This window comes from Citrobacter sp. UYEF32 (assembly GCF_040546205.1).
GTDB lineage: Bacteria > Pseudomonadota > Gammaproteobacteria > Enterobacterales > Enterobacteriaceae > Phytobacter > Phytobacter diazotrophicus.
Genome location: NZ_JBEPNI010000002.1, coordinates 599,517 through 622,104 on the forward strand (window position 1 = coordinate 599,517; position 22,588 = coordinate 622,104).

Sequence of the window (22,588 nt, forward strand, 5' to 3'; positions counted from 1 at the left end):
GCGAATCTGTGTATGACTCTTGAAACCTTACTTGAACCCATCAGCCCGACGCAGCCCTGTGGTGAAAACCTGGAGTATGACGCTGAGTTTCAGGCGCTGGAACAGGCAAGCCAGGGCAAAGCGGAACAGCAATTTGGTGACACCATTATTCCCGCAGAGCCAGCAGACTGGACGCGTGTTGAAAAGCTGGCCACCGCGCTGCTGTCACGCACTAAAGATCTGCGCGTCATGCTGGCGCTGACCCATGCCTGGACGCGTCGCCGTGGTCTGGAAGGGTATGCAGACGGGCTTTCACTTATTGGCCAGGCACTGGCCCTCTATTGGGATGATCTGTGGCCCGCGTTGACAGAAAACGGTGAAGAAGATCCGTTTTACCGTATTAACGCGCTGGCAGAACTCAGTGATAAATCCACACTCACCGCCACGCTGCGCCAGTCGATTTTACTGCGTAGCAATGGCGATGAGCTGACAGTCCGCGACGCTCAGGCGCTACTGGACGGCAGCAAAACAGAGTGCCCCAATTTTCCGGGCGGACGCGTACGGCTGGTTGACGAACTGGCCCGCGCCGGAAAAGAGGCCACCAGCGTCATGATGCAAATCGAAGGGCGGTTGCTCACCATCCGTAGCTGGCTGGTGGAACGTCTTGGGGAGAGTGGTGCGCCGGAAATGGAACAACTCATTAAGACCGCAACCTTGATTAACCGCGCAGGTCGCGCAGGCGACGAGGCGCAGCCCGACGAGACAGCGTCAACTTCAATTCCTCAGGCGTCGGCGACGACACCCGCCGCAGCGCCTGTCAATCATACGGACTGGCGGAGCGTGCAGCTTAACAGTCGCGCCGATGCGCAACTGATGCTGGAAAAAGTGAAGCTCTATTTTGCTCAGCATGAGCCAAGCCATCCCGCCCCGCTGATGATTGACCGCGTACAGCGGCTGATCGAACTGGATTTTATGGCGATCGTTCGCGATCTGGCGCCGGATGGCGTGCAGCAACTGGAAAACATATTTGGGCGTCACCCATAACCTTTGACGACAGGGTGAAACAATCCCGATAGCGTCACCGCGCATCTTCGATGGAGAACATCATGGCAACGAGTAACAGTGGACAAAAATTTATCGCGCGTAACCGCGCGCCACGCGTTCAGATTGAATACGACGTGGAAGTGTATGGCGCGGAGCGCAAAATTCAGCTTCCGTTTGTGATGGGGGTGATGGCCGACCTGGTGGGTAAACCGGTTGAGAATCTGCCTTCTGTTGACGAACGTAAGTTCCTTGATATCGATATCGACAACTTCGATGAACGCATGAAAGCGCTGAAACCGCGCGTGGCTTTCCAGGTGGACAACACGCTGACCGGGGAGGGCAAATTGAACGTCGATCTGACCTTCGACAGCATGGAAGATTTCCTGCCGGATGCGGTGGCACGCAAAGTCGAGCCGCTGAATTCCCTGCTCGAAGCCCGTACTCAGCTCTCCAACCTGCTGACCTATATGGACGGTAAAAACGGCGCGGAAGAGTTGATTGCTAAAATCCTGAAAGATCCGACACTGCTGAAATCGCTGAGCCAGATGCCGGACAACCGCGATAGCACGTCAGGTAAAGAGGAGTAAATCATGAGCAATGTAACCCAACAGCAAGACTTGCCGCAGGGCGAAACATTCAGCCAGGACGAGTTTAGCGCGCTGCTCAGCAAAGAGTTTCGCCCGAAAACGGAACAGGCGCGTTCTGCGGTCGAGTCTGCGGTACAGACGCTGGCCCAGCAGGCGCTGGCTAACACCGTCACCTTCTCCTCGGACACTTATCGCACGATTCAGAATCTGATTGCCGGGATTGATGAAAAACTCTCTCAACAGGTCAATGAGATCATTCACCACGAAGAGTTTCAGAAACTGGAAAGCGCCTGGCGTGGGCTGAGCTATCTGGTCAACAACACTGAAACCGACGAAATGCTGAAAATCCGCTTTATGAGCATTTCGAAACCGGAACTGGGCCGCGTTCTGAAACGCTACAAAGGTGTCGGCTGGGACCAGAGCCCTATCTTCAAAAAAATCTACGAAGAAGAGTACGGTCAGTTCGGTGGCGAACCCTTTGGCTGCCTGGTTGGCGACTACTATTTCGATCACAGTCCGCAGGATGTGGAACTGCTGGGCGAGATGGCGCGTATCGGCGCGGCGGCGCACTGTCCGTTTATTACCGGTACCGCACCGAGTGTGATGCAGATGGAATCCTGGCAGGAGCTGGCGAACCCGCGCGACCTGACCAAAATTTTCCAGAACACCGAGTACGCCGCCTGGCGTTCGCTGCGTGAATCGGAAGACTCCCGCTACCTGGGGCTGGTGATGCCGCGCTTCCTGTCACGCCTGCCGTACGGTATTCGCACTAACCCGGTTGATAGCTTCGACTTTGAAGAAGAGACCGATGGCGCTAACCACAGCAACTACTCCTGGGCGAACGCGGCGTATGCGATGGCGACGAACATCAACCGCTCCTTCAAAGAGTATGGCTGGTGTACTTCGATTCGCGGTGTCGAATCCGGCGGGGCGGTGGAAAACCTGCCATGCCACACCTTCCCGAGCGATGACGGCGGCGTGGACATGAAGTGCCCGACTGAAATCGCCATCAGCGACCGTCGTGAAGCCGAGCTGGCGAAAAATGGCTTTATGCCGCTGATTCACCGCAAAAACTCTGACTTTGCCGCCTTTATCGGTGCCCAGTCGCTGCAAAAACCGACGGAATACCATGACGCCGATGCGACCGCAAACGCGCGTCTGGCCTCCCGTTTGCCGTACCTCTTCGCCTGCTGCCGTTTTGCGCACTATCTCAAGTGTATTGTGCGCGACAAAATCGGCTCTTTCCGCGAGCGTGATGAAATGGAGCGCTGGCTGAACGACTGGGTAATGAACTATGTCGATGGCGACCCGGCAAACTCCTCTCAGGAGACCAAAGCGCGCAAACCGCTGGCCGCCGCCGAAGTGCAGGTGCAGGAGATTGAAGATAACCCCGGTTACTACACCGCGAAATTCTTCCTGCGTCCGCATTATCAACTGGAAGGACTGACTGTCTCACTGCGTCTGGTATCAAAACTGCCGTCGCTGAAAACCAAAGAGGCATAAGAGCGGAGACGCCGCAGGCTGGCCGTGAACATGCCTGCGGCACCGTGCATCATACATACTGTTTCATCCATTGGTTAGCAAGGAGCACACCATTATGTCTGGTTCACCCGTTCAGATAGCGGAGGGGATGTTAAAGATTTTAAATCCCGAGAAGCAAAGCGCAGCGGATATCGTCTTGCAGGCGGCCATCGATAGCTTTGTCTCTTTACCACAGGATATGTGGACCCTGGCAAAGGACATGTTTGATACCGAGAACAGTGGCCTCAATGAGAGGGAGCGCATTCGCCTGGGCGAGCTAACGAAACGTGGGGTGACGTCCAAAGACTTCTGGCAACTTATCTATATTGTCATCAATCGCTATGTCCACGGCTTAAATCACGAGCAGTTGGAAAAAATAATGCTAAAAGTGGCTGGCTCTCAATTAGGTAAGTTGGCCTTTAAAACGGTTTTTGCCAGTGAACTGGCCTCCTGGTTCGGCACATACATCATCCCGCGCTTTTTACTTTCTGCCAAAATAACCGGTGTGCTGGGTGTCGGGGCCATGATTTCACGGTCCATTTATAGCTCACGGGATCTAAAAGAGCTTAATGAATCTATTTACTATGCCTTGCGCGAGGCGGGCGATCTGGATTTGCTTTATTTTATGGTAGAGGACGTACTGGAACCGTGGATTGAGGCGATTAATTATCTCAGTACCAACAGAATGTTCACCGAGCAGATCATTGACCATTTTGTTGCCAGGGCGCCAAAGGCGTGAAGAATACAGCAAACGGTATTTTCATCCTTATGCCTCAGGCACCGCAGGAACAGGGTGGTTGGCCCTTAACGATGAGTGAGTTTATTCTTATAAATCCTGCGAACAAGAAAAAACAAACCGCAGACAACCAGGAGAAACAGCACTTTTCCTGTTAATGCGCCGGTGGAGTAGGGATTGAGCGATTCATATTTAAGAACTAACCAGAGCGATTGAATGATATCCACAAGGGTATACACTCCGGCAAGCAGTAAAATAAACATTGCAGTCAGCGCGAGGAATTTTTTCATTTTCAATCCTTAAATTTGAAAGGGCAGGGAGTGAAAGAATAATAGCATGTCATTCGATGTAGTAAAAACCAGTGTACAATATGAAAAGTGTTATTCGGACTCATGCGATGCTGTTGCCATAGAAGTACTTTTCAAAAACAATAATCATCATTAACGAAAAACAGACAGTATGGTTATTGATATGTTTTTTAAGGACGACGGTCATATTTCCCCCGGTTGCGCTGCGCTTACCGGGGCTACGTAAGGAACAGGTTCGGTGGTGTTTGCCGCATCCGGGAACAGGGAGCTGGATATGAAAAAACGTTACATCGCACTTAGCCTGCTGTGTTGTTTCGCGACGGGACTGGCAAACGCTGAGACCTATGAATACCCGCGAGCAGAGCCGCTACCCCAGGATGACACCGCGAATTTTCTGCGAGATACCGGGTTATTGACAGGGTTTGACGTCAATATGAGCAGTGAGCGTTTTGCGCAAGCCTGGTTCTCGAAAACCAACGAACGGGAGCGGATCAAGGCTGAAATGTATTTTCTTGGCGTGATGGATGCGACGGAAGGAAAAACCTGGTGCAGTTATCAACGGCTACTTCCCTCCTCAGCCCATGAAAATCTCTTTTCCCGTTTTGCGAATTTAACACCGCAGGAGCGTAAAACCCGGGCATCAACCCTTATTGTTGAATCACTATCTGACGTTTTTCCCTGCAAAAAAGAGAAGGAAAAATGAGCTTGTTTTATAAAACGTTAAAACAGCATTATTATTCTTTGGCGCGGCGTAAAGAAAGCCCGCGTAGCGATATATGTAGTGATATATCTGGAACTGCCCATCACAATAATGATATGTAAATTAAACTATTCTCAGGCTACCCGGAAAACGGGTTTCGGGAACACAATATAATCTATTTTTAGAATTATTTTATTAGACAATTCACAGCGTTAATCTTCGCGACCCTTGTTGTTCAGAGGGTGCAAAGCATATCCGTCAGGGTCATGATGGCGGATATGAGGGAGAGGTAAAATATGGACGGTTTTAGCTGGCCCCATATTTACCCATTAGTTCTATACCATCAGCGATGACTGGTATATACACGCTTTTTCGAAAGCAATAATCATCATTAACGAAGAGTAAATATTATGGCTATTGATATGTTTCTGAAGGTCGATGGCGTTACGGGTGAGTCGAAAGATTCTAACCACACCGGCTGGACTGATATTACTTCTTTTTCCTGGGGCGCTTCACAGCCAGGGAATATGAGCGTCGGCGGCGGCGGTGGTGCCGGTAAAGTTAATTTCAATGACCTGCATGTAAACGCATTAATTGACAAATCCACAACGGCAATCCTGAAACACTGCGCCAGCGGCAAGCACTTAACCAAAGTAGAGCTTTCTGTCTGCAAAGCGGGCGGTCAGCAGGTTGAATATGCGCGCATTACGCTGGAAGAAGTGTTAGTAACTTCCGTGCAGTACACCGGTGCGGATAATGGCGACACCGTTGGCGTAACTTACGCATTCCAGGCTGCGAAAGTGAAACAGCAGTACTGGGAGCAGTCTTCTTCTGGCGGTAAAGGCGCTGAAACCAGTGCCGGCTGGAATATCAAAGAAAACAAAGAAGCGTAAGGTCTTTTGCAGCGATCCCGAAAGGGATCGCTGAAAGCGTTAAGGGGAGTGTATGGCAAATTATCTCATCTCCATAAAGCGTCTCTGGCAAACTGACAGTTCAACGATCAGTACGTATGATATTTCCGGCAGTACGATAAATGGTTATATTCTTGAACGCCCCGGACCTGATACGACGGAATCCGGGCTAAGAAAAAGGATTCCGGAAGGATCTTATAGATTGCAGTGGCATAATAGTAATATTCCCACTGTGCAATCACATAATCCTGTTCCTTTGCTTTATAACTCATCCGTTCCAGTCTCACGTTATATCTTAATTCATAATGGGAATTACCCTGACAACACAGATGGCTGCCTGCTTATTGGCGCATCAAAAGGTGATAACTTTGTCGGCAACAGCGTAACGAAATTGAATGAGCTGAAAAATTTCCTGACGCAAGAAGGTATTGAGAATTTTACAGTAACGATTACATCATGTTATGTAAATTGCAGTAATTAGAAAGGGATGGGTCATGCTCAAGACATTTATTGTTATCAGCACGTTGTTTTTTGCTTCACTCTCCACCGCCGCAGAACAGACCCTGCACCAGGGTATTCTTCAGGTCTACTGGCTGCCCGTATGGAGCGACGATGGTCAGCGAAATACGCCAGAACTGAAATACCGTTATTTCGTCACTAAAGATGGCGACAATGTCGAGAAGGTCATCAACCTTAATGTTGACAAAAAAGACGCTGAACCTGAGCAACTCAAGCGTTACTTTCCCCATCTTCCATCTGAGTTTTTGACCTGGAAAGAGGGGCACATTGAGCGTGCTGGTGCTGTTACGGTCGATAAACTTACCGGATCAACAGAGTGCGATCATCGTTACTTTACTGGCGAGTTGAAGCATTTCACACCTGCGGTTAAAAACGCTGTTGATACCAATATAATTGAAAAAAACGCGGGTTGTGAAGCCTTCCCCTGGATGATGACCTATACCCTAAAATCAGGGGTAGAGAATAAGCACTTCAAGCAACAACCCGATGACGGGGCGAAAGATTTACAGCCTGTCACTCCCGGAACGCCACTGGTAAAAATAAAAACAATCAACGCTAACTGGATTCAGGTTGCGGTACGTGATGAAAATAAACCCGGTCTGCTGGGCGAAGCGCGGGGATATATTAAACTTAATGATTTACAACCCATTAATTAAGCCACTGAGGCTTCACTGGCATTTTTATTTTCCAGCACCAGCGTTATCAGAACTGACCCTTTTCGGAACGCTAATAACTCCAGCAGGAATACGCTATGCGATTCACAATAGTTACCAATAAACCCGGCCATCAACCTCCGCAAAGCCGCTGCGATTTCTATCCGCCGGGAGGCACCATTGGACGCGGAACGGACAATAACCTGGTGCTGCCGGACAATGAGCGCGCCATTTCGCGCCTGCAGGCGATCGTACATATCGCCGGGAACGGTGAATGCCGCATTACTAACCGTGGCAATGTGACCCGAGTCGTACTCAACGACATTCCGCTGGAGCGGGGCCGCCAGGTTGAACTGCAGGATGGCGATATCCTGGATATTGACGAATACCGCATTGAAGTGACCGATTTGATCCTGGACACCCAGCCAGTCAGCCGTATGGCGGCGAATGTGCAGGCAGGACTTACGCCCGATCCGGCCCCGGTGGAGAAAAAAGAGAACGCCACCACCGCCGTGCCAACGGAGATCTGGGACAGTCTGATGCAGGAGTTTTCCATCTCCGACAGCATCTCCAGTAACCGTGCGAAACCAGAGCCCCAGGCGCTCAATCCGTTTGCCGCGCCGAAAGAGCCGGAACGCAACCCGGAAGACCCGCTGGCCTTATTGAGTAAAAACGAATCCGCTGCCGCGCCGCGTACCATCGACACGGACAAACTGTTTAACGACGAACCGCTGTTCAAAAACGACAGCATTTTCGCCGATGTCACGCCGTCAACGCTGGTGCCGCCCGTAGAACCCACGGCTAAACAGGACGCACCCGCGCCGGATGAACTGGATCCGTTAGCTCTCTTTGGCGGTGCCGGGGCGAGCACGCAGCAGGCACGAGATGACGACCCGCTGGGGCTACTCAGTGGCGCCGTGCCGCTAAGTCATGTAGATGATGTTGCCCCGTCTGAGCCGAAGAAAGCGGAACCGTCCTGGCAGGCACCTGTCCCGCCGCAGCCTGAACCGGTGGTGCCGCATGACGATATCGTGCCGCACACCGAGCCAGAGGATGTGCAGCCGCTGTTTGTTGCGCCGGAACCCGTGGCGCCGGAAGCCAACAGCGAGATGCCGGAATATGTCCCCATCACGTTACCCACGCCGCAAACCGTACAGCGTGCCGCCGCCCAGACGCCAAAAGGCCGCTTGCGTATTGACCCGGTACAGAGCGAAAGCGCGCAATCTGCAACGACCAGCAGCGGTGAGAGCAGCGGTGATGTCCTTAAAGGCGAACTGCTGGATGCGCTGCTGGAAGGGATGGGGCTCAGTGATATGCAGCCCACGCCGCAGTTTGATCGGGAAAACATGCGTCAGCTCGGACAGATGTTGAGCATGTTTTCGCAAGGGACAGTGGCGCTGTTGTCATCACGCTCAATCCTTAAACGTGGGGTAAAAGCGGACATGACGATGGTGCTTGATGACGCCAACAACCCGTTTAAATTGCTGCCTTCCGGCAAAACCGTGTTGATGCAGATGTTCGGTACCCGTATGCCCGGCTTTATGCCGCCGAAAAAGTCGGTGCGCGATGCGTTGATCGACTTACAGGCCCACCAGTTAGGGATGATCTCCGGCATTCGCGCCATTATCGCCGCCATGCTGCAATCCTTTAACCCGGAACTGCTGGAAGAGGACGCCAAACGCGACGGCGCCACTGCGCGTCTTGGCATGCTCTCCAATCGCAAAGCGGCGCTGTGGGACTATTTTGTGCGTTCTTACGCTGAAACGGCTGGTGAAATCGATGACGACTTCCACACGCTGTTTGGCGAGGCGTTCCTGCATGCCTACGACATGGAAGTAAACCAGTACAAAGATTCACAAAGCGCATCGGAAGAACAACAATGAATATCAGCACCGCCTCAATGTCCCGACAGGGCGCGCGTGCGAGTAACCAGGATCAAACCGGTGAAAGCATTGGCGAGCGCGCCGCATGTTTCGTGGTATGCGACGGTATTGCCGGGCTTCCCGGCGGCGATGTGGCGGCCGAGCTCGCCCGCAATGCCATCATCACCCGCTTCGATGGCGACCAGCATCTGAATGCGCAATACATTCGCGAGTATATCAACGAAGCCAACAACGCCATTCGCACCGAACAAAAAGCGGCTGAGCAGTTTCAGCGTATGGGCACCACCATGGTGAGTCTGTTTATTGACCGTGATTACCATCTTGCCTACTGGGTACATGCGGGAGACAGCCGACTTTACCTGTTTCGCCGCGGGTGGCTGTACCACGTCACCACCGATCACAGCCTGGTACAGCAGATGAAAGACGCCGGACACCAGACCGAGGGTATTAACAGCAACTTGCTCTATTTCGCGTTAGGGCTGGGTGACGATGAGCGCGAAGCCAGCTACAGCGATGTGGTACCGATTGAAGATGGCGATGTGTTTTTGCTCTGTACCGACGGTTTCTGGCACGGGGTGAGCGAAGAGCAGATGAAACAGTCCCTGCATATGGTCAATACCCCCCATGAATGGCTGACATTAATGAATCAGATACTGCTGCGCACCAACGTGGAAAGTCATGATCAGCAGGACAATTACAGCGCCGTAGCGGTATGGGTCGGTGCTCCACAGGACACCACGCTTCTGCACTCGCTGGCGCAAGCGTCGCAGTTTTTCCCTCTTCGTGATTGATACAGGCTTACAAGGAATTTTATGAAACTTTGGCTTCCGGGGCTGGCGCTGTTCGCGGTCTGTTTTGGCGCTCAGGCTGAAAACTACCGTATCGTGCAGTCTCCTACACAAAAACTGGATATCTGGATCGACGACATCGCGGATAACTCGCCGAAAAGCTGGTGTGCGCGGGAATTACCGCTGCGTATCGTGGCGAATGGCGATAAAAAAGTCACCGTGCTCGACAGTTTTATGCCGCGTCTGGGCGCGCTGCTCGAAAACCAGTGCGGCACGCTGGCGCTGGTGCGCTGGAAATTGACCGATGCGCAAAACAACACGCTGGCTCAGGGGACCGCAAGCAAAGCGAAAGGCTGGGCGCCGGTTGTCACTCCGGCGGCTGCGGCGACAAGTACGCCGCCTGCGACCAATACCGCCAGTGGCTTACAACTGCCGGAAGGACGCCCGGAAGATAACTCCCCGGCGGCGAACCGCACGCCGTGGCAGGAGTTTACTCTCCAGGATGGCTGCCATCTGCGGACATTCTGGCAGGGTGATAGCAGCAGCCCGGCGCTGTTTATCCCGGCCAAAGACGACGGTAAATGTGAGAAGGGCGGCTGGCTCAATGGTCGCAGTGATGTTAGCCAAATCACCAACGGCATTGAGCGTAAAACCACCATGACCTTTGTCCACGGTTTCCCGGTAAGCGGTCTGAGTGAGAGTGCGGACGCCGACCGTCTGTTGATAACCACAGTGAACAACGAGCGAATGGTGGCCAGCGAAGGCAGTCTCGGGCAGAGCTGGATGATCCTGCCTTATGTGCCTTCTCTGAGCGGCTGGCAGGCGAACGGCACCGTCGCCGTCGAAGTTTCTCGCGAGCTGGTCAACGATCAGGCCCGGCTGCAGGCACGGCTTGACGAGGTGCGTAAGGTCTGGACCCCGTGGTTCGCTCCCGGTACGACCCTCAACATTTTGCTGATTGACTCCCTGCGTCCGCAACTGCGCGACCCGGCGGTCGGTACGTATAAGGCTGTGCACTAGTTTTCTCCCTTACCCTCAAGAGGGGACCGAGCGAGCACCTGACCGCATAGCCCGGATAAGGCGCTTGTGCCGCCATCCGGGACGGCCCCCGGTGGCGCGATACTTACCGGGGCTACGGTACGAAGGTATGCGCTGAGCGCAAAAAAACACAATTTCATTCGTTTTACACAGAGGAGCGGTGATGAACACACTAGAGCAACAACTCGCGGGAGAATCCCTCCGGGAGAGTCTGGGGCAACTGGAAAACCGCATTCGCACGCAGCCCACCGATGCCGACCTGCGTGCGGCCTTTACGCAAATGCTCTGCCTTGAGGGCAACTGGCCACGCGCCCTGGCACAGCTCAAAAGCTGGCTGGCGCTGACGCCACAGGCGCAGCCGACCATCACCCTGCTTGAACAGACCATCAATGGTGAACGTCAGCGCGCAGAAGTGATGGCCGGACGGGCGCGTCCTGCGATGCCGGACAAACAATGGCCGTGGCTGGCGGCAATGGTTGCCGCCCTCGATCTTTCCGCTACCGAAGCCTGCTCACATCGCATTGGGGCGCTGGAACAGGCCGAGGCCATTCCCGGCGAACTGACCTTACAGGATGGCACCACCCACAGCTTCGACTGGCTGATGGATGGCGACTGCCGCTTTGGCCCGGTCTGCGAGGCCATCGTCAACGGACGCTACTTCTGGCTGCCGTTCAGCGCGATTGAAGAGATGGAGTTTCAAGCCCCGGCGAGTGTCATCGATCTGGTCTGGCGACACACCCGCATTCGTCTGCATGACGGTAGCGAGCAGGTGTGCCAGATCCCGGCGCGCTATCCGCTGGACAATCAGGTTGAAGACCGCTTCTTGCTCTCACGTACCACCGAGTGGCAGCCGCTGCCGGGCGAGGAGCCCCATTACCTGGGGCGCGGCCAAAAAGTGTGGCTTAACGATACGGCGGAATTTCCACTGCTCGATTTAGCCAGCCTGCGTTTTGCCAAAGGCGATGCGCATGAGTAGTCAGCCTCAGGACGACCGCGATCTGCTGCGTAGCGGCTGGCGCGCCAGAACCGGCAAAGAGTCGCCGGGGGCGCGCGACAAAATGCAGCCGTCATTGCTGGACCGCCTGACCGATGACGCGCCGGACAAAAAGCAGGAGCCGCTCAACAGCAATCTGGTCTCGCACAATGCGCTGCGTCGCCACGTACTGCGTGACCTGCAGTGGCTGTTCAACACCATCAATAACGAGGCGCAAAACGATCTCTCAAAATTGAGTCACGTGCGCCGCTCGGTCGCCAATTTTGGCGTGGCGCCACTGGCCGGTCAGCGCATGTCCGACATTGAATGGCAGGATATCCAGCGCAAGCTTACCGACGCGATTTTGCATTTCGAACCGCGTATTTTGCCTCAGGGGCTGATGGTGCGCTGCATCTCCGATACAAAGTCGCTGGATCTGCATAACGTCTTATCGATTGAAATCAAAGGCCGCCTGTGGTGCGTGCCGTATCCGTTATCCTTTTTGTTTCGCACCGATGTCGACCTGGAAAATGGCCATTTCGAGTTAAAAGATGTGGGGTAAGCGTGGAGAGTAAATTACTCGAGTATTACAACCGCGAACTGGCCTGGCTGCGGGAAATGGGTCAGGAGTTTGCGGGCCGCTATCCGAAAGTAGCGGGGCGGCTGGGAATGCAGGGCATGGACGTCGCCGACCCGTATGTCGAGCGTCTGATGGAAGGGTTCGCCTTTCTGACCTCCCGCGTGCAGCTCAAGATGGACGCCGAATTTCCCCGGTTCTCTCAGCGTCTGCTGGAGATGATCGCGCCAAACTACCTTGCGCCCACCCCGTCAATGGCGATTGCCGAACTGCAGCCTGACCCGGCAAAAGGCGATTTAAGTAAAGGCTTTGTGGTGCCGCGCGGCACCATGATGGACAGCCAGACGCTCAAGAAAAATGGCGTCACCTGCAGTTACACCACCGCACATGATGTGACGTTACTGCCGCTGAGCATTAGCGCCGTCGAACTGGGCGGCGTACCCGCCGACCTGCCGCTGCTGCGTATCGGCCTCGGCCAGAGCGGGGCGGTCAGCGCACTGCGGATCCGGCTGCGCTGTGACGGTCCGGTGAAACTCTCACACCTTGATTTTGACCGCGTGGAGTTCTTTTTAAGCGGCCCGGATATGCAGGCATTGCAACTGCTGGAGCTGCTGATGGCGCATCAGGTCGGGGCGCTGGCGCTGATTCCCGGTACCTCAACCGCGCCGCTGGTTCTGCCGGAAGACGCACTACGCCAGGAAGGGTTCGAGTCCGATCAGGCACTGTTGCCGGACGACTTGCGTAACTTTGACGGTTACCGTCTGCTACAAGAGTATTTTGCTTTTCCGTCGCGCTTCCTCTTTTTCAGCCTGAAAGGGCTGCGTCCACTGCTGGCGCAGAGCGGTGATGCCACCACCTTTGACATCATCATCCTGCTGGATAAAGCCGATGATCAGCTTGAGCGCGTGGTGGATAAAAACCATCTGGCGCTGCACTGTACCCCGGTAGTGAACCTGTTCGCCAAAGTGGCGGAACGGCAAAAACTGAGCGACAGCCAGCACGAATACCATCTGGTGGTCGATAACATTCGTCCGATGGATTACGAGATTTACGCCGTTACCCGTATTCATGCCAGCGTTGACGGGCAACGTGATGATCAAGAGTTTCGTCCGTTCTGGCGCAGCCAGAGCCAGGATAACGGCAACTACGGCGCCTACTTTTCACTGCGCCGCGAACAGCGCGGCCTGTCCGAACATGCCCAGCGCTACGGTACGCGTACCGGGTATATCGGCTCGGAGGTATTTGCCTCGCTGGTGGATGAACAGCACGCGCCCTGGCGCGATGATCTGCGTTACATCACCGCCGAAGTGCTCTGTACCAGTCGCGACCTGCCGCTGATGCTCCAGCAGGAGATGGGCAAATTTGTGCTGCCGGACTCACTGCCGGTTAAAAATCCGCATCTGCGCAAAGGGCCAACGCCGCCGCGTCCGGCGCTGGCGGAAGGGTTCAGTACCTGGCAACTGGTGAGCCAGCTACAGATGAATTACCTGAGCCTGATGGACGGCGAAGAAGGGCAAGGGGCGGCGGCGCTTCGCCAATTGCTGGGCCTCTACACCCGGCTGGCGGAAGCTCCGGTGGCCAGACAGATTGACGGCGTGCGCAAATGCGTGTTGCAGCCGGTACACCGCCGGGTACCGGAGCCGGGGCCGATTGTCTTTGCCCGTGGCGTGAGTATCTCGCTGACGGTGGACGAACAGGCGTTTTCCGGTTTTAGCCCGTGGCTGTTCGGTAGCGTACTGGAGCGTGTCTTTGCCCGGCTGGTGGCGATGAACAGCTTTACCGAGTTCACGCTCTACAGCCAGCAGCGCGGCGAGGTGGGCTACTGGCCACCTCGGATGGGCAAAAGGGCGCTGATATGAGCGAAACGCTGACCCGTCTTTCGCCCGTGACGCGGGCAACCGCCATGCCGCCGTCGTTCTGGCAGAACGTGATGGCGGCGCCCTGGCGTTACGATCTGTTCACCCTGTTGCGCCGTGTTGATGCCCAGGGCGGCGAGCGTTATCCGCTGGGGCGCGCGCCGCTGCCGCGCTTTGAACCTCTGCGTATTGGTCAGAAACCGTCGCTCGGTTTTGCCCCTTCGACCCTGGCAGAGGTGCGTCAGCGCGATCAGTCATCTCTGTATGATGTGTCGATTTTAAGTTTTGGTCTGTTCGGGCCGAACGGGCCACTGCCGCTGCACCTGACAGAGTATGCGCGCGAGCGGCTGGATCACCATCAGGATGAGAGCCTGACGGCGTTTGCCGACCTGTTTCATCACCGCCTGACGCTGTTGTTTTATCGCGCCTGGGCCGATGCGCAACCGACGGTTTCACTGGATCGCCCGGACAACAAACGCTTCGAGCGGTATATCGCTTCGCTTATCGGCATGGGGCAGCCGGGGCAACTGGAAAAGGGGTCTCTTAGCCCGCATGCCCGTTTCGCCCTGGCCGGACATTTAACGCGAAATGGCCGTGACCCGGAAGGGCTGGAGAAGATCCTGCGTGCCTACTTCAACGTGCCGGTGAAGGTGGTGGCGAATGTTCCACAATGGATGCCTCTGGGTGAGCGAGAAAGGGCGCGGTTACAGGGCGGGCGTCGTGCGCCGCGTCTGGGGGAATCGGCCTTTCTGGGGGCGGCGGTACGCGATGTCGCCCATAACTTTCGCATCGAGCTGGGGCCGCTGGATGCTGAAACCTACCGCCATTTTCTGCCCGGAGAGGCCTGGGTAACCCGGCTTCGCGACTGGGTTCGTCAGTATCTCGGCATTGAGTATCAATGGTCCCTGCGCGTGTTGTTACAGAGTCAGGATGTGAACGGCGCGGCGTTGGGCGGTTCAGGGCGCCTGGGCTACAGCGCCTGGCTGGGTATGCAGCCGCAGCCGCTTGCTCGCGGTGATTTGGTTTTCAGTCCGGAGCGGTGATCCCTCACCGTCTCCCAGGCGTTATCTCTTACATTCACGGAATCGATCATGTCAGAAATTAGCCGTGCCGTGCTCTTCGGCAAACTGGATACGCTGTTATTTTCCTCGCTGGAAAGCGCCACCGCCTTTTGCAAACTGCGCGGTAATCCGTATGTGGAACTGGTTCACTGGCTGCATGCGTTAATGCAACAAGACCAGGGCGATCTTCAGCAGGTGATTCGTCATTTTTCATTGAGCGAGGAAGCCTTAACGAAGGATATCGTCCACGCGCTGGATAGTCTGCCGCGCGGTGCAAGCTCCGTCTCCGATCTGTCTGAGCATATTGATAACGCGGTCGAACGCGCCTGGGTCTACGGTTCGCTGAAATTTGGCGTCAACCGCATTCGCGGCGGCCACCTGCTGATTGGCTTATTAAAAACCTGGAGCCTGGCAACGGTCTTAAAAGGTATCTCGTCGCAGTTTGAACGGGTGCGCGTTGACGCGTTGCTCGATGATTTTGACGCCATATTTGCCGACAGCAAAGAAGCCGCGCAGTCTGTTGCTGTGCCGGAAAACGCAGCCGCCGCACCCGCACGTCAGGGGAGCCTGGCGCAGTACGGGCAGGATCTCACCGCACGGGCGCGTGACGGCAAAATCGACCCGGTGGTCGGGCGTGATGAGGAGATCCGCCAGATGGTGGATATCCTGATGCGCCGCCGCCAGAACAACCCGCTGCTCACCGGTGAAGCCGGGGTTGGTAAAACGGCGGTGGTGGAAGGGCTGGCGCTGCGCATTGCCGCAGGCGATGTGCCGGAACCGCTGCGTGATGTGCAGTTGTGGTTGCTGGATATCGGCATGTTGCAGGCCGGCGCGAGCATGAAAGGGGAGTTTGAGGCCCGTCTGCAGGCTTTGATCAACGAAGTGCAGTCCAGCCCGGTGCCGATCATACTGTTTATTGATGAGATCCACACCCTGATTGGCGCGGGTGGTCAGCAAGGAACGGGCGATGCCGCTAACCTGCTCAAACCGGCGCTGGCGCGCGGCCAGTTGCGTACCATTGGCGCAACGACCTGGGCTGAGTACAAAAAATACATCGAAAAAGACCCGGCGCTGACCCGTCGCTTCCAGACGGTACAAGTGGCCGAGCCGGATGAAGAAAAAGCGGTACTGATGCTGCGCAGCACCGTCTCAGCGCTGGAAACACACCATCGGGTGCTGCTGTTAGATGAAGCGGTGGTCGCGGCGGTTAAGCTCTCCCATCGTTATATTCCGGCGCGCCAGTTGCCCGATAAAGCCGTGGCGCTGCTCGATACCGCCTGTGCGCGTGTCGCGGTGAGCCTCAGCGCGCCGCCGCCGCAACTGGAAGATTGCCTGCACCGCATTGCCGGGCTGGATGTGGAGATAGAGATCGCCGGGCGCGAGGCGCGAATGGCGGCCGGTGACGAAAGCCGCGTGGCAACGCTACAGGCCGAACGCGAGCGTCTTGGTGAGATGCGTGATGCCCTGATCCGGCGCTGGCAGCAGGAGCAGGGGCACGTGGATGAAATTATCCGCCTGCGTCGTGCGCTCAGCCAGGCGGCGGAGGAGGAACACCCGGCGCTGCGCAATGAACTGGAACAGCAGCAGCAGGCGCTGCGCGAGGTTCAGGGGGATGCGCCGCTGTTGTTTGCCGCTGTTGATGCCAATATCGTTGCGGCGGTGGTCTCCGACTGGACCGGCATCCCGCTGGGCCGGATGGTGAAAAATGAAATCGATGCGGTACTGAAACTGGCGGATACCCTCAATGAGCGGGTCATTGGTCAACGCCACGGTCTGGAGGCCATAGCCCGCCGGGTGCGCACCTCCCGCGCGCGGCTGGATGATCCGAATAAACCGGTTGGCGTGTTTATGTTGTGCGGTCCCTCTGGTGTCGGGAAAACCGAAACCGCTCTGGCGCTGGCGGAGTCGCTTTACGGTGGTGAACAGAATGTCATCACCATTAATATGAGTGAATTCCAGGAGGCGCATACCGTCTCCACCCTGAAAGGCGCGCCTCCGGGCTATGTGGGTTACGGTGAAGGGGGCGTGCTAACCGAAGCGGTGCGCCGTCGTCCGTATAGCGTGGTGCTGCTTGATGAAATCGAAAAAGCGCACCCGGATGTCCATGAAATCTTCTTCCAGGTATTTGATAAAGGCTGGATGGAAGATGGCGAAGGGCGACATATCGATTTCCGTAACACTATTATTATCCTGACGTCGAATGTGGGGACTGAACTGATCAGCGGTATGTGCGCCGACCCGGAACTGTTGCCGGATCCCGATGCGCTGCGTGATGCGCTGCGTCCTCCGTTACTTAAAGTTTTTCCCCCTGCGCTATTGGGCCGTCTGCTGGTGGTGCCGTATTACCCCTTAAGCGAAGCGATGCTCGCGTTGATCGTGCGTCTGCAAATCAAGCGCATTCAGCGTCGTCTTGAGGAGAACCATGGCATTGTCTCTGAGGTGGATGAAAGCGTCATCACGCAAATCGTCCAGCGCTGTACGGAGGTGGAATCGGGCGGCCGAATGGTCGATGCGATTCTGACCAATACGCTGTTGCCTCAAATGAGTCAGCTTTTGCTTGACGCCAGCGCGCGCGACGAGAAGTACCGACGTTTACACGTTACCTTTGCACAGGGCGAGTTTCACTGTCAGTTTGCGGCGTAATGCCATTATCAAGAGAGTTTTCCATTATGACGGATCACGAAAACAACCGGACTGTACCGAACGCACTGCCGACGGGATACCGCTTTAATGAGTTCGAAATCAAAGAGGTGATTGGCGGTGGCGGTTTCGGCATTGTCTACCGTGCCTGGGATCATCAGCTCGAACGCACTATAGCCATTAAAGAGTTCATGCCCTCAACGCTTGCGGTACGCAATGACGACATGACGCTGGTGTTGCGTAGCGAGCGCTTTGGTAAGGCCTTTTCCGCCGGACTGAACAGCTTTATTCAGGAAGCGCGTCTGCTGGCGCGTTTTAATCACCCGAACCTGCTACACGTGTTGCGTTTCTGGGTGCAAAACGACACCGCCTATATGGGGACGGTCTTTTACAGCGGCACTACGCTCTCCCGTTTGCGCGAAAAGAACCCGCAGATGATCAACGAAGCGTGGATCCGCCGCACGCTGCCGATGCTGCTTGGGGCAATTAAAACCATCCACGACGAAGGCTATCTGCACCGCGATATCTCGCTGGATAACATCCAGATACAGGATAACGGCCTGCCCGTCCTGCTGGATTTCGGCTCTGCCCGCCGCAGTATTGGCTCGGTCTCCGACGAGACCGAAACCATGCTGCGCCCAGGCTATGCGCCGATTGAGCAATACACTGACGATAATGAAAGCGAGCAGGGACCGTGGACAGATATCTACGCTCTGGGTGCCGTACTCCATACGCTGATCGTGGGCTCACCGCCGCCGGTGAGTGTGGTGCGCAGCATTCAGGATGGTTATCAGCCGCTGGCCCATCGCCATCTGCCCGGTTACTCCCCGTCCTTGTTACAGGCGGTGGACAAGGCGCTGGCGCTGAAAATGGAAGACCGTCCGCAAACTATCGATGAATTTGCGGCGCTGATCGAAATGCCGGTCGCCGGACTCGACGATGTGCTGAACGTGAAAAAGCCGGGCACCATGCTGGTTCCCATTGAAGAGGTTGAAACCAAACCTGGCGTCCTGGACTGGCGGCGTTACAAAGTGCCAGGCCTGGTGGCGGCCGGGGTGCTGGTTGGCCTGATCGCCGGCGGCGTGCTGTTCCATCAGGGCAATGCGCCGCAGGAGAATGCGAATCAGACGGCAAGCACCGGTCCTGCCGATACCCCCGTCGCGCCAGCCACACCGGCCGCTCCGCCTGCGCAAAACAGTGCGCCGGTTTCGACGCCGCCAGCAGCTACGTCCACCACCGCAGCGCCAGCACGTGATACGGCGCCGACTGCTCCGGCACAAACCGCACCTGTGGCGGCGGATAAACCCGCTGCAACCACGCCGCCTGCGGCGATTGCACAGGTCTATGTGCGCATGAATGAGGGAGAAAAACTGACCCTCAACGGGGAATCGCAGTCGATAACACCGGCCAGCAATGGTTTCGCGACCCTGAAACTGCAACCGGGCCAGTATGCGCTGGTGTTGCAGGGTAACGGTCAGACCCGTCACCAGACGTTAAATATCACCAGTGCCGGTACCTGGCTGGTAAATCCGCAACCGTAATCTCTTCGCTGCCGGTGCGCAATATCGCTCCGGCAGTCTATCGGTTGCATAAAAATAAATGTGGCAATGCCCTATACAGCCAAAGACCGAACTATGAATGCATTTACACACACTGTTGATGGTGGCAATGAATTTACGTTTGTCGTGTCTCGCGCCAGTGCAAATGCCGACGATAAAGTACATGCTGTCGCCGCCAGAACGCTTCGCGAACTAAAAGATACGCTGACCGATTTTTATCTTGAGTCGACGCAAATGTTGACGGTTGATGGCTACCCGGCCGTTGAGCTTTTCTATCAGTTCAAAAATGATAATCGCGTTATCTTCCAGCGTCAGACCATTATTTTACTGGACGCAGCGCCAGCCGGAAAAAAACTGGTGAGCTATGTGGCGACCTGTCCGGGGGAATTTAACGAACGTCATCAGCAGCAATATCAGGAAATTATTCAGAGTATTAAGTTTCATCGTGGGAAGTAGATCATGCTGCACTTTACCGTGCTTTTTTGCGCTAAAGCAGGGGAACACGGGGTGTGGCTTAGCCAGAATATTTGAACGGCAAAGTAACCTGATAATGAAAATTACCGGCACGAGCGCTTATATTATTTTGGATATTGATGGCTGGAAAATTAAAGCACAAGGTGAGAGGGTTATCGGCGGTTTTTACGCTGTGATGAAAAGCATGCAGCAGTTTGAACCGCCGCAAGAAAAAACACCGCTCACGGATGAAATAAAAAAGAAGTATATCGATGAGGCGATGGCAAAAACAGCAGGTTCACATAGGGTGATCCGTTTCGTTTAATTGCTGTTTCGCTAAACTGCATATTGCCAGGAATTTTCTGAAAAGAAATGGCTGGCACCCTTCCTCGATATCAATGAATAGATAAAACGGACGCCATTGCCCGTTTTTGTAATATCCTCACTGACTGCTGGTTGATTATATTTGTCGTTCGGGCACGATAATTTAATGATTGCACCTGGTTCTTCATGATTTTTGTAACGGAATTAACCTTATGCTCAATCGTATTACCGTACAGCTCCCCGTAGACGGGCTATTGTTCTGGAAACTGTCAGGGCGTGAAGCGCTGTCAGAACCTTATGCACTTGGCCTGACGTTGCTGGGCACCGATGCGCGCATAGACCGCAGCCAGTTGCTGGGCAAATCCGTCACTGTGACTGTCCCGACGCAGGATATGACATCGCCGCGCTACTTTAACGGCAAAGTGACCCGTGTGGCGGTGAGCGCCGTGGAACTGTCCGGCACTCGCTACGCGGTCTATCAGCTCAGTGTTGAATCCGACTTATGGCCAATGCAGCGCGACCGTAACCTGCGTATTTTCCAGGGGCAGACGGTACCGCAAATCGTCAAAACGCTACTTTCTGAAAGCAAGGTTAACGTTGAAGACAAGCTGAGCGAGAGTTACCGCGTCTGGGATTACTGCGTACAGTATCAGGAGAGCAGCTTCGACTTTATCAGCCGCCTGATGGAACTGGAGGGTATCAGCTACTTCTTCCGCCACGAATCCGGGCGCCACGTCATGGTGCTGACCGATGCCGCCAGCCAGCATCAGCCGTTTGCCGGTTACGAAACCATTCCTTATCACGTGACACCGTCCGGCGGCAGTACCGACGAAGAGGGGATCAGCCAGTGGGCGTTAACGGACAGCGTGACGCCGGGGATCTACAGCCTGGACGATTATGATTTCCGTAAGCCGAATGCCTGGCTGTTTCAGGCGCGCCAGAATCCAAATTCGCCGGAGCCCGGCAGCATTAACGTTTATGACTGGCCGGGGCGCTTTGTTGATCATGGACACGGTGAATTTTATGCCCGCATTCATCAGGAACGCTGGCAGGTTGAGCACCAGCAGATACAGGGCAGCGCCACCGCGCTGGGCATCACCCCTGGGCATACTTTTACTCTCTATAACGCCCCCTTTTTCAGCGATAACGCGGAATACCTGACCACCGAAGCTAACTACTGGCTGGAAGAGAATGCCTACGCCAGCGGCGGGAGCTCGCAAACAATGCACCGCATTGATTTCACCGTCATTCCTTCTTCGGTCACATACCGTCCGGCGCAAAAAACGGCCTGGCCGCGTACCTATGGGCCACAGACCGCGAAAGTCGTCGGTCCGCAGGGAGAAAGTATCTGGACCGATCGCTATGGCCGAGTGAAAGTGAAGTTTCACTGGGACAGGCAGGCAAAAGGCGACGATACCAGCTCTTGCTGGGTGCGTGTTTCCAGCGCCTGGGCAGGGCAAGGTTTTGGCGGTGTGCAGATCCCGCGTGTTGGTGATGAAGTGGTGGTTGACTTTATTAACGGTGACCCCGACAGGCCGATTATCACCGGGCGTGTTTATAACGAAGCCAGTATGCCGCCGTGGGACCTGCCTGGTGATGCCACCCGGATGGGCTTTATGACCCGTAGTAAAGATGGCAGCGTCGATAATGCCAGCTTCCTGTTTTTTGAAGACAGTCCGGGTAATGAATCGGTGCAGATGCATTCCGAGAAAGACATGATGGTGTCGGTCGAGAATGATCAAACGGTCAATATCGACGGTAACCGGACGACGACGATCAAAAAGACACAGACGGACACTGTTACAGGGGCTGTAAGCCTTACGTATCAGGATATCTGGAATACAACAGTGACCAACGCTGTGACCAGTACGTTTAATGGTGGTGAGACCACGACAATACAGAAAGGGCGCAAACTTGATATCACCAGCGGCGGTGATGCAGTAACGGTGAAAGGTGGACGTACCACTGAGATTACTGGTGATGAATTGCAGCATGTGACAGGGAAATTCATGCAGCGAATTGATAATGGCCTTGAAACGGTTATTCAGGGAGGGCAAACGGAGACCATTACCGGTGGGGTGATCATCAATGTGAACTCCGGTAATTGGGAGCAGAACGTTAATTCTGGTACGATTACCATTACTAGCCCACATGATATTACGTTAAAAAGTGCGACTAATATTAATCTTGATGCACCAAAGTCGTCTTATACGATAGCCGGCTTTAAAGAAACGCTAACAGGAAATAGTGCGAGCGTCACTGGTGCATCGGAAAGCTTGACTGGGTTTGCAATGGATATTAAAACCGCTTCTGTTGGTTGGACCCATACAGCAGTAAGTCGCAACGTTATTTCTTTTAGTCACAAAACATTTGAAAGTAAAAACTCTCCGATGGAGGTTACACAAATAAAAGCATTGGTTACATCAGGTGCGTTACACTGGAGTTCCAAATTATTAACCATGTTTGTTTAAGATCGGG

The 22,588-nt window shown here is 54.8% G+C and carries 21 protein-coding genes; 20 read left to right on the top strand and 1 reads right to left on the bottom strand.

The window, feature by feature from the left end; all coding sequences use genetic code 11:
* The first annotated feature begins 12 nt into the window (after positions 1-12).
* The 4 genes from tssA (at position 13) to ABIB59_RS07260 (ending at position 3,870) form a co-directional block, all read left to right on the top strand.
* On the top strand, positions 13-1,023 hold the full coding sequence (gene tssA / locus ABIB59_RS07245) for a type VI secretion system protein TssA (RefSeq protein WP_110294789.1): 1,011 nt from the start codon (positions 13-15) through the stop codon (positions 1,021-1,023).
* Positions 1,024-1,085: 62 nt separating this feature from the next.
* A complete protein-coding gene (gene tssB, locus ABIB59_RS07250) occupies positions 1,086-1,610 on the top strand; it encodes a type VI secretion system contractile sheath small subunit (RefSeq protein ID WP_039079487.1) in 525 nt (174 codons plus the stop codon).
* 3 nt (positions 1,611-1,613) lie between these two features.
* Positions 1,614-3,113, top strand: coding sequence for a type VI secretion system contractile sheath large subunit (gene tssC / locus ABIB59_RS07255; RefSeq protein ID WP_039079486.1), 1,500 nt, complete (start codon positions 1,614-1,616; stop codon positions 3,111-3,113).
* A gap of 94 nt (positions 3,114-3,207) precedes the next feature.
* Positions 3,208-3,870 carry an Ssp6 family T6SS pore-forming effector gene (locus ABIB59_RS07260; protein ID WP_052249280.1) on the top strand — a complete coding sequence of 221 codons (663 nt, stop codon included), beginning with the start codon at positions 3,208-3,210 and terminating at the stop codon, positions 3,868-3,870.
* A gap of 65 nt (positions 3,871-3,935) precedes the next feature.
* Here the strand turns inward: ABIB59_RS07260 and ABIB59_RS07265 are convergent, their stop codons facing one another.
* A complete protein-coding gene (locus tag ABIB59_RS07265) occupies positions 3,936-4,157 on the bottom strand; it encodes a hypothetical protein (protein WP_039079485.1) in 222 nt (73 codons plus the stop codon).
* Positions 4,158-4,449: 292 nt separating this feature from the next.
* Between ABIB59_RS07265 and ABIB59_RS07270 the strand changes: the two genes are divergently transcribed.
* The 16 genes from ABIB59_RS07270 (at position 4,450) to ABIB59_RS07345 (ending at position 22,581) form a co-directional block, all read left to right on the top strand.
* Entirely contained in the window at positions 4,450-4,878 is a 429-nt protein-coding gene (locus ABIB59_RS07270; RefSeq protein WP_178107406.1) for a Rap1a/Tai family immunity protein, read from the top strand.
* A gap of 407 nt (positions 4,879-5,285) precedes the next feature.
* On the top strand, positions 5,286-5,768 hold the full coding sequence (locus tag ABIB59_RS07275; protein ID WP_039079483.1) for an Hcp family type VI secretion system effector: 483 nt from the start codon (positions 5,286-5,288) through the stop codon (positions 5,766-5,768).
* Between the two features lie 52 nt (positions 5,769-5,820).
* Entirely contained in the window at positions 5,821-6,267 is a 447-nt protein-coding gene (locus ABIB59_RS07280; protein ID WP_169039551.1) for a DUF5675 family protein, read from the top strand.
* Positions 6,268-6,280: 13 nt separating this feature from the next.
* Positions 6,281-6,961: a hypothetical protein gene (locus ABIB59_RS07285; RefSeq protein WP_169039550.1), complete on the top strand. Its 681-nt coding sequence runs from the start codon at positions 6,281-6,283 to the stop codon at positions 6,959-6,961.
* 95 nt (positions 6,962-7,056) lie between these two features.
* Positions 7,057-8,841 (top strand): type VI secretion system-associated FHA domain protein TagH, encoded by a 1,785-nt coding sequence (gene tagH / locus ABIB59_RS07290; RefSeq protein ID WP_039079480.1) that lies wholly within the window; start codon positions 7,057-7,059, stop codon positions 8,839-8,841.
* The gene (locus ABIB59_RS07295) at positions 8,838-9,632 is read left to right on the top strand and encodes a PP2C family protein-serine/threonine phosphatase (RefSeq protein ID WP_039079479.1); all 795 of its coding nucleotides are present in this window, start codon (positions 8,838-8,840) and stop codon (positions 9,630-9,632) included. Before tagH ends, ABIB59_RS07295 begins: the two co-directional genes overlap by 4 nt.
* 21 nt (positions 9,633-9,653) lie before the next feature.
* Positions 9,654-10,649 (top strand): hypothetical protein, encoded by a 996-nt coding sequence (locus ABIB59_RS07300; RefSeq protein WP_354034734.1) that lies wholly within the window; start codon positions 9,654-9,656, stop codon positions 10,647-10,649.
* Between the two features lie 181 nt (positions 10,650-10,830).
* Positions 10,831-11,643 (top strand): type VI secretion system accessory protein TagJ, encoded by an 813-nt coding sequence (locus ABIB59_RS07305; RefSeq protein ID WP_039079477.1) that lies wholly within the window; start codon positions 10,831-10,833, stop codon positions 11,641-11,643.
* Positions 11,636-12,202 carry a type VI secretion system baseplate subunit TssE gene (gene tssE / locus ABIB59_RS07310; RefSeq protein ID WP_071195232.1) on the top strand — a complete coding sequence of 189 codons (567 nt, stop codon included), beginning with the start codon at positions 11,636-11,638 and terminating at the stop codon, positions 12,200-12,202. Before ABIB59_RS07305 ends, tssE begins: the two co-directional genes overlap by 8 nt.
* Before the next feature lie 2 nt (positions 12,203-12,204).
* Entirely contained in the window at positions 12,205-14,076 is a 1,872-nt protein-coding gene (gene tssF / locus ABIB59_RS07315; RefSeq protein ID WP_039079475.1) for a type VI secretion system baseplate subunit TssF, read from the top strand.
* Positions 14,073-15,116 (top strand): type VI secretion system baseplate subunit TssG, encoded by a 1,044-nt coding sequence (gene tssG / locus ABIB59_RS07320; protein ID WP_039079474.1) that lies wholly within the window; start codon positions 14,073-14,075, stop codon positions 15,114-15,116. The genes tssF and tssG overlap by 4 nt, the downstream gene beginning before the upstream one ends.
* Before the next feature lie 48 nt (positions 15,117-15,164).
* A complete protein-coding gene (gene tssH, locus ABIB59_RS07325) occupies positions 15,165-17,777 on the top strand; it encodes a type VI secretion system ATPase TssH (RefSeq protein WP_354034736.1) in 2,613 nt (870 codons plus the stop codon).
* Between the two features lie 26 nt (positions 17,778-17,803).
* The gene (locus ABIB59_RS07330; protein WP_071195234.1) at positions 17,804-19,315 is read left to right on the top strand and encodes a serine/threonine protein kinase; all 1,512 of its coding nucleotides are present in this window, start codon (positions 17,804-17,806) and stop codon (positions 19,313-19,315) included.
* A 66-nt stretch (positions 19,316-19,381) separates the two neighbouring features.
* Entirely contained in the window at positions 19,382-19,789 is a 408-nt protein-coding gene (locus ABIB59_RS07335) for a DcrB-related protein (RefSeq protein WP_072039746.1), read from the top strand.
* A 94-nt stretch (positions 19,790-19,883) separates the two neighbouring features.
* Positions 19,884-20,111 (top strand): Imm74 family immunity protein, encoded by a 228-nt coding sequence (locus tag ABIB59_RS07340; protein WP_354034738.1) that lies wholly within the window; start codon positions 19,884-19,886, stop codon positions 20,109-20,111.
* A 211-nt stretch (positions 20,112-20,322) separates the two neighbouring features.
* Positions 20,323-22,581 (top strand): type VI secretion system Vgr family protein, encoded by a 2,259-nt coding sequence (locus ABIB59_RS07345; protein WP_317078448.1) that lies wholly within the window; start codon positions 20,323-20,325, stop codon positions 22,579-22,581.
* Positions 22,582-22,588 lie beyond the last annotated feature (7 nt).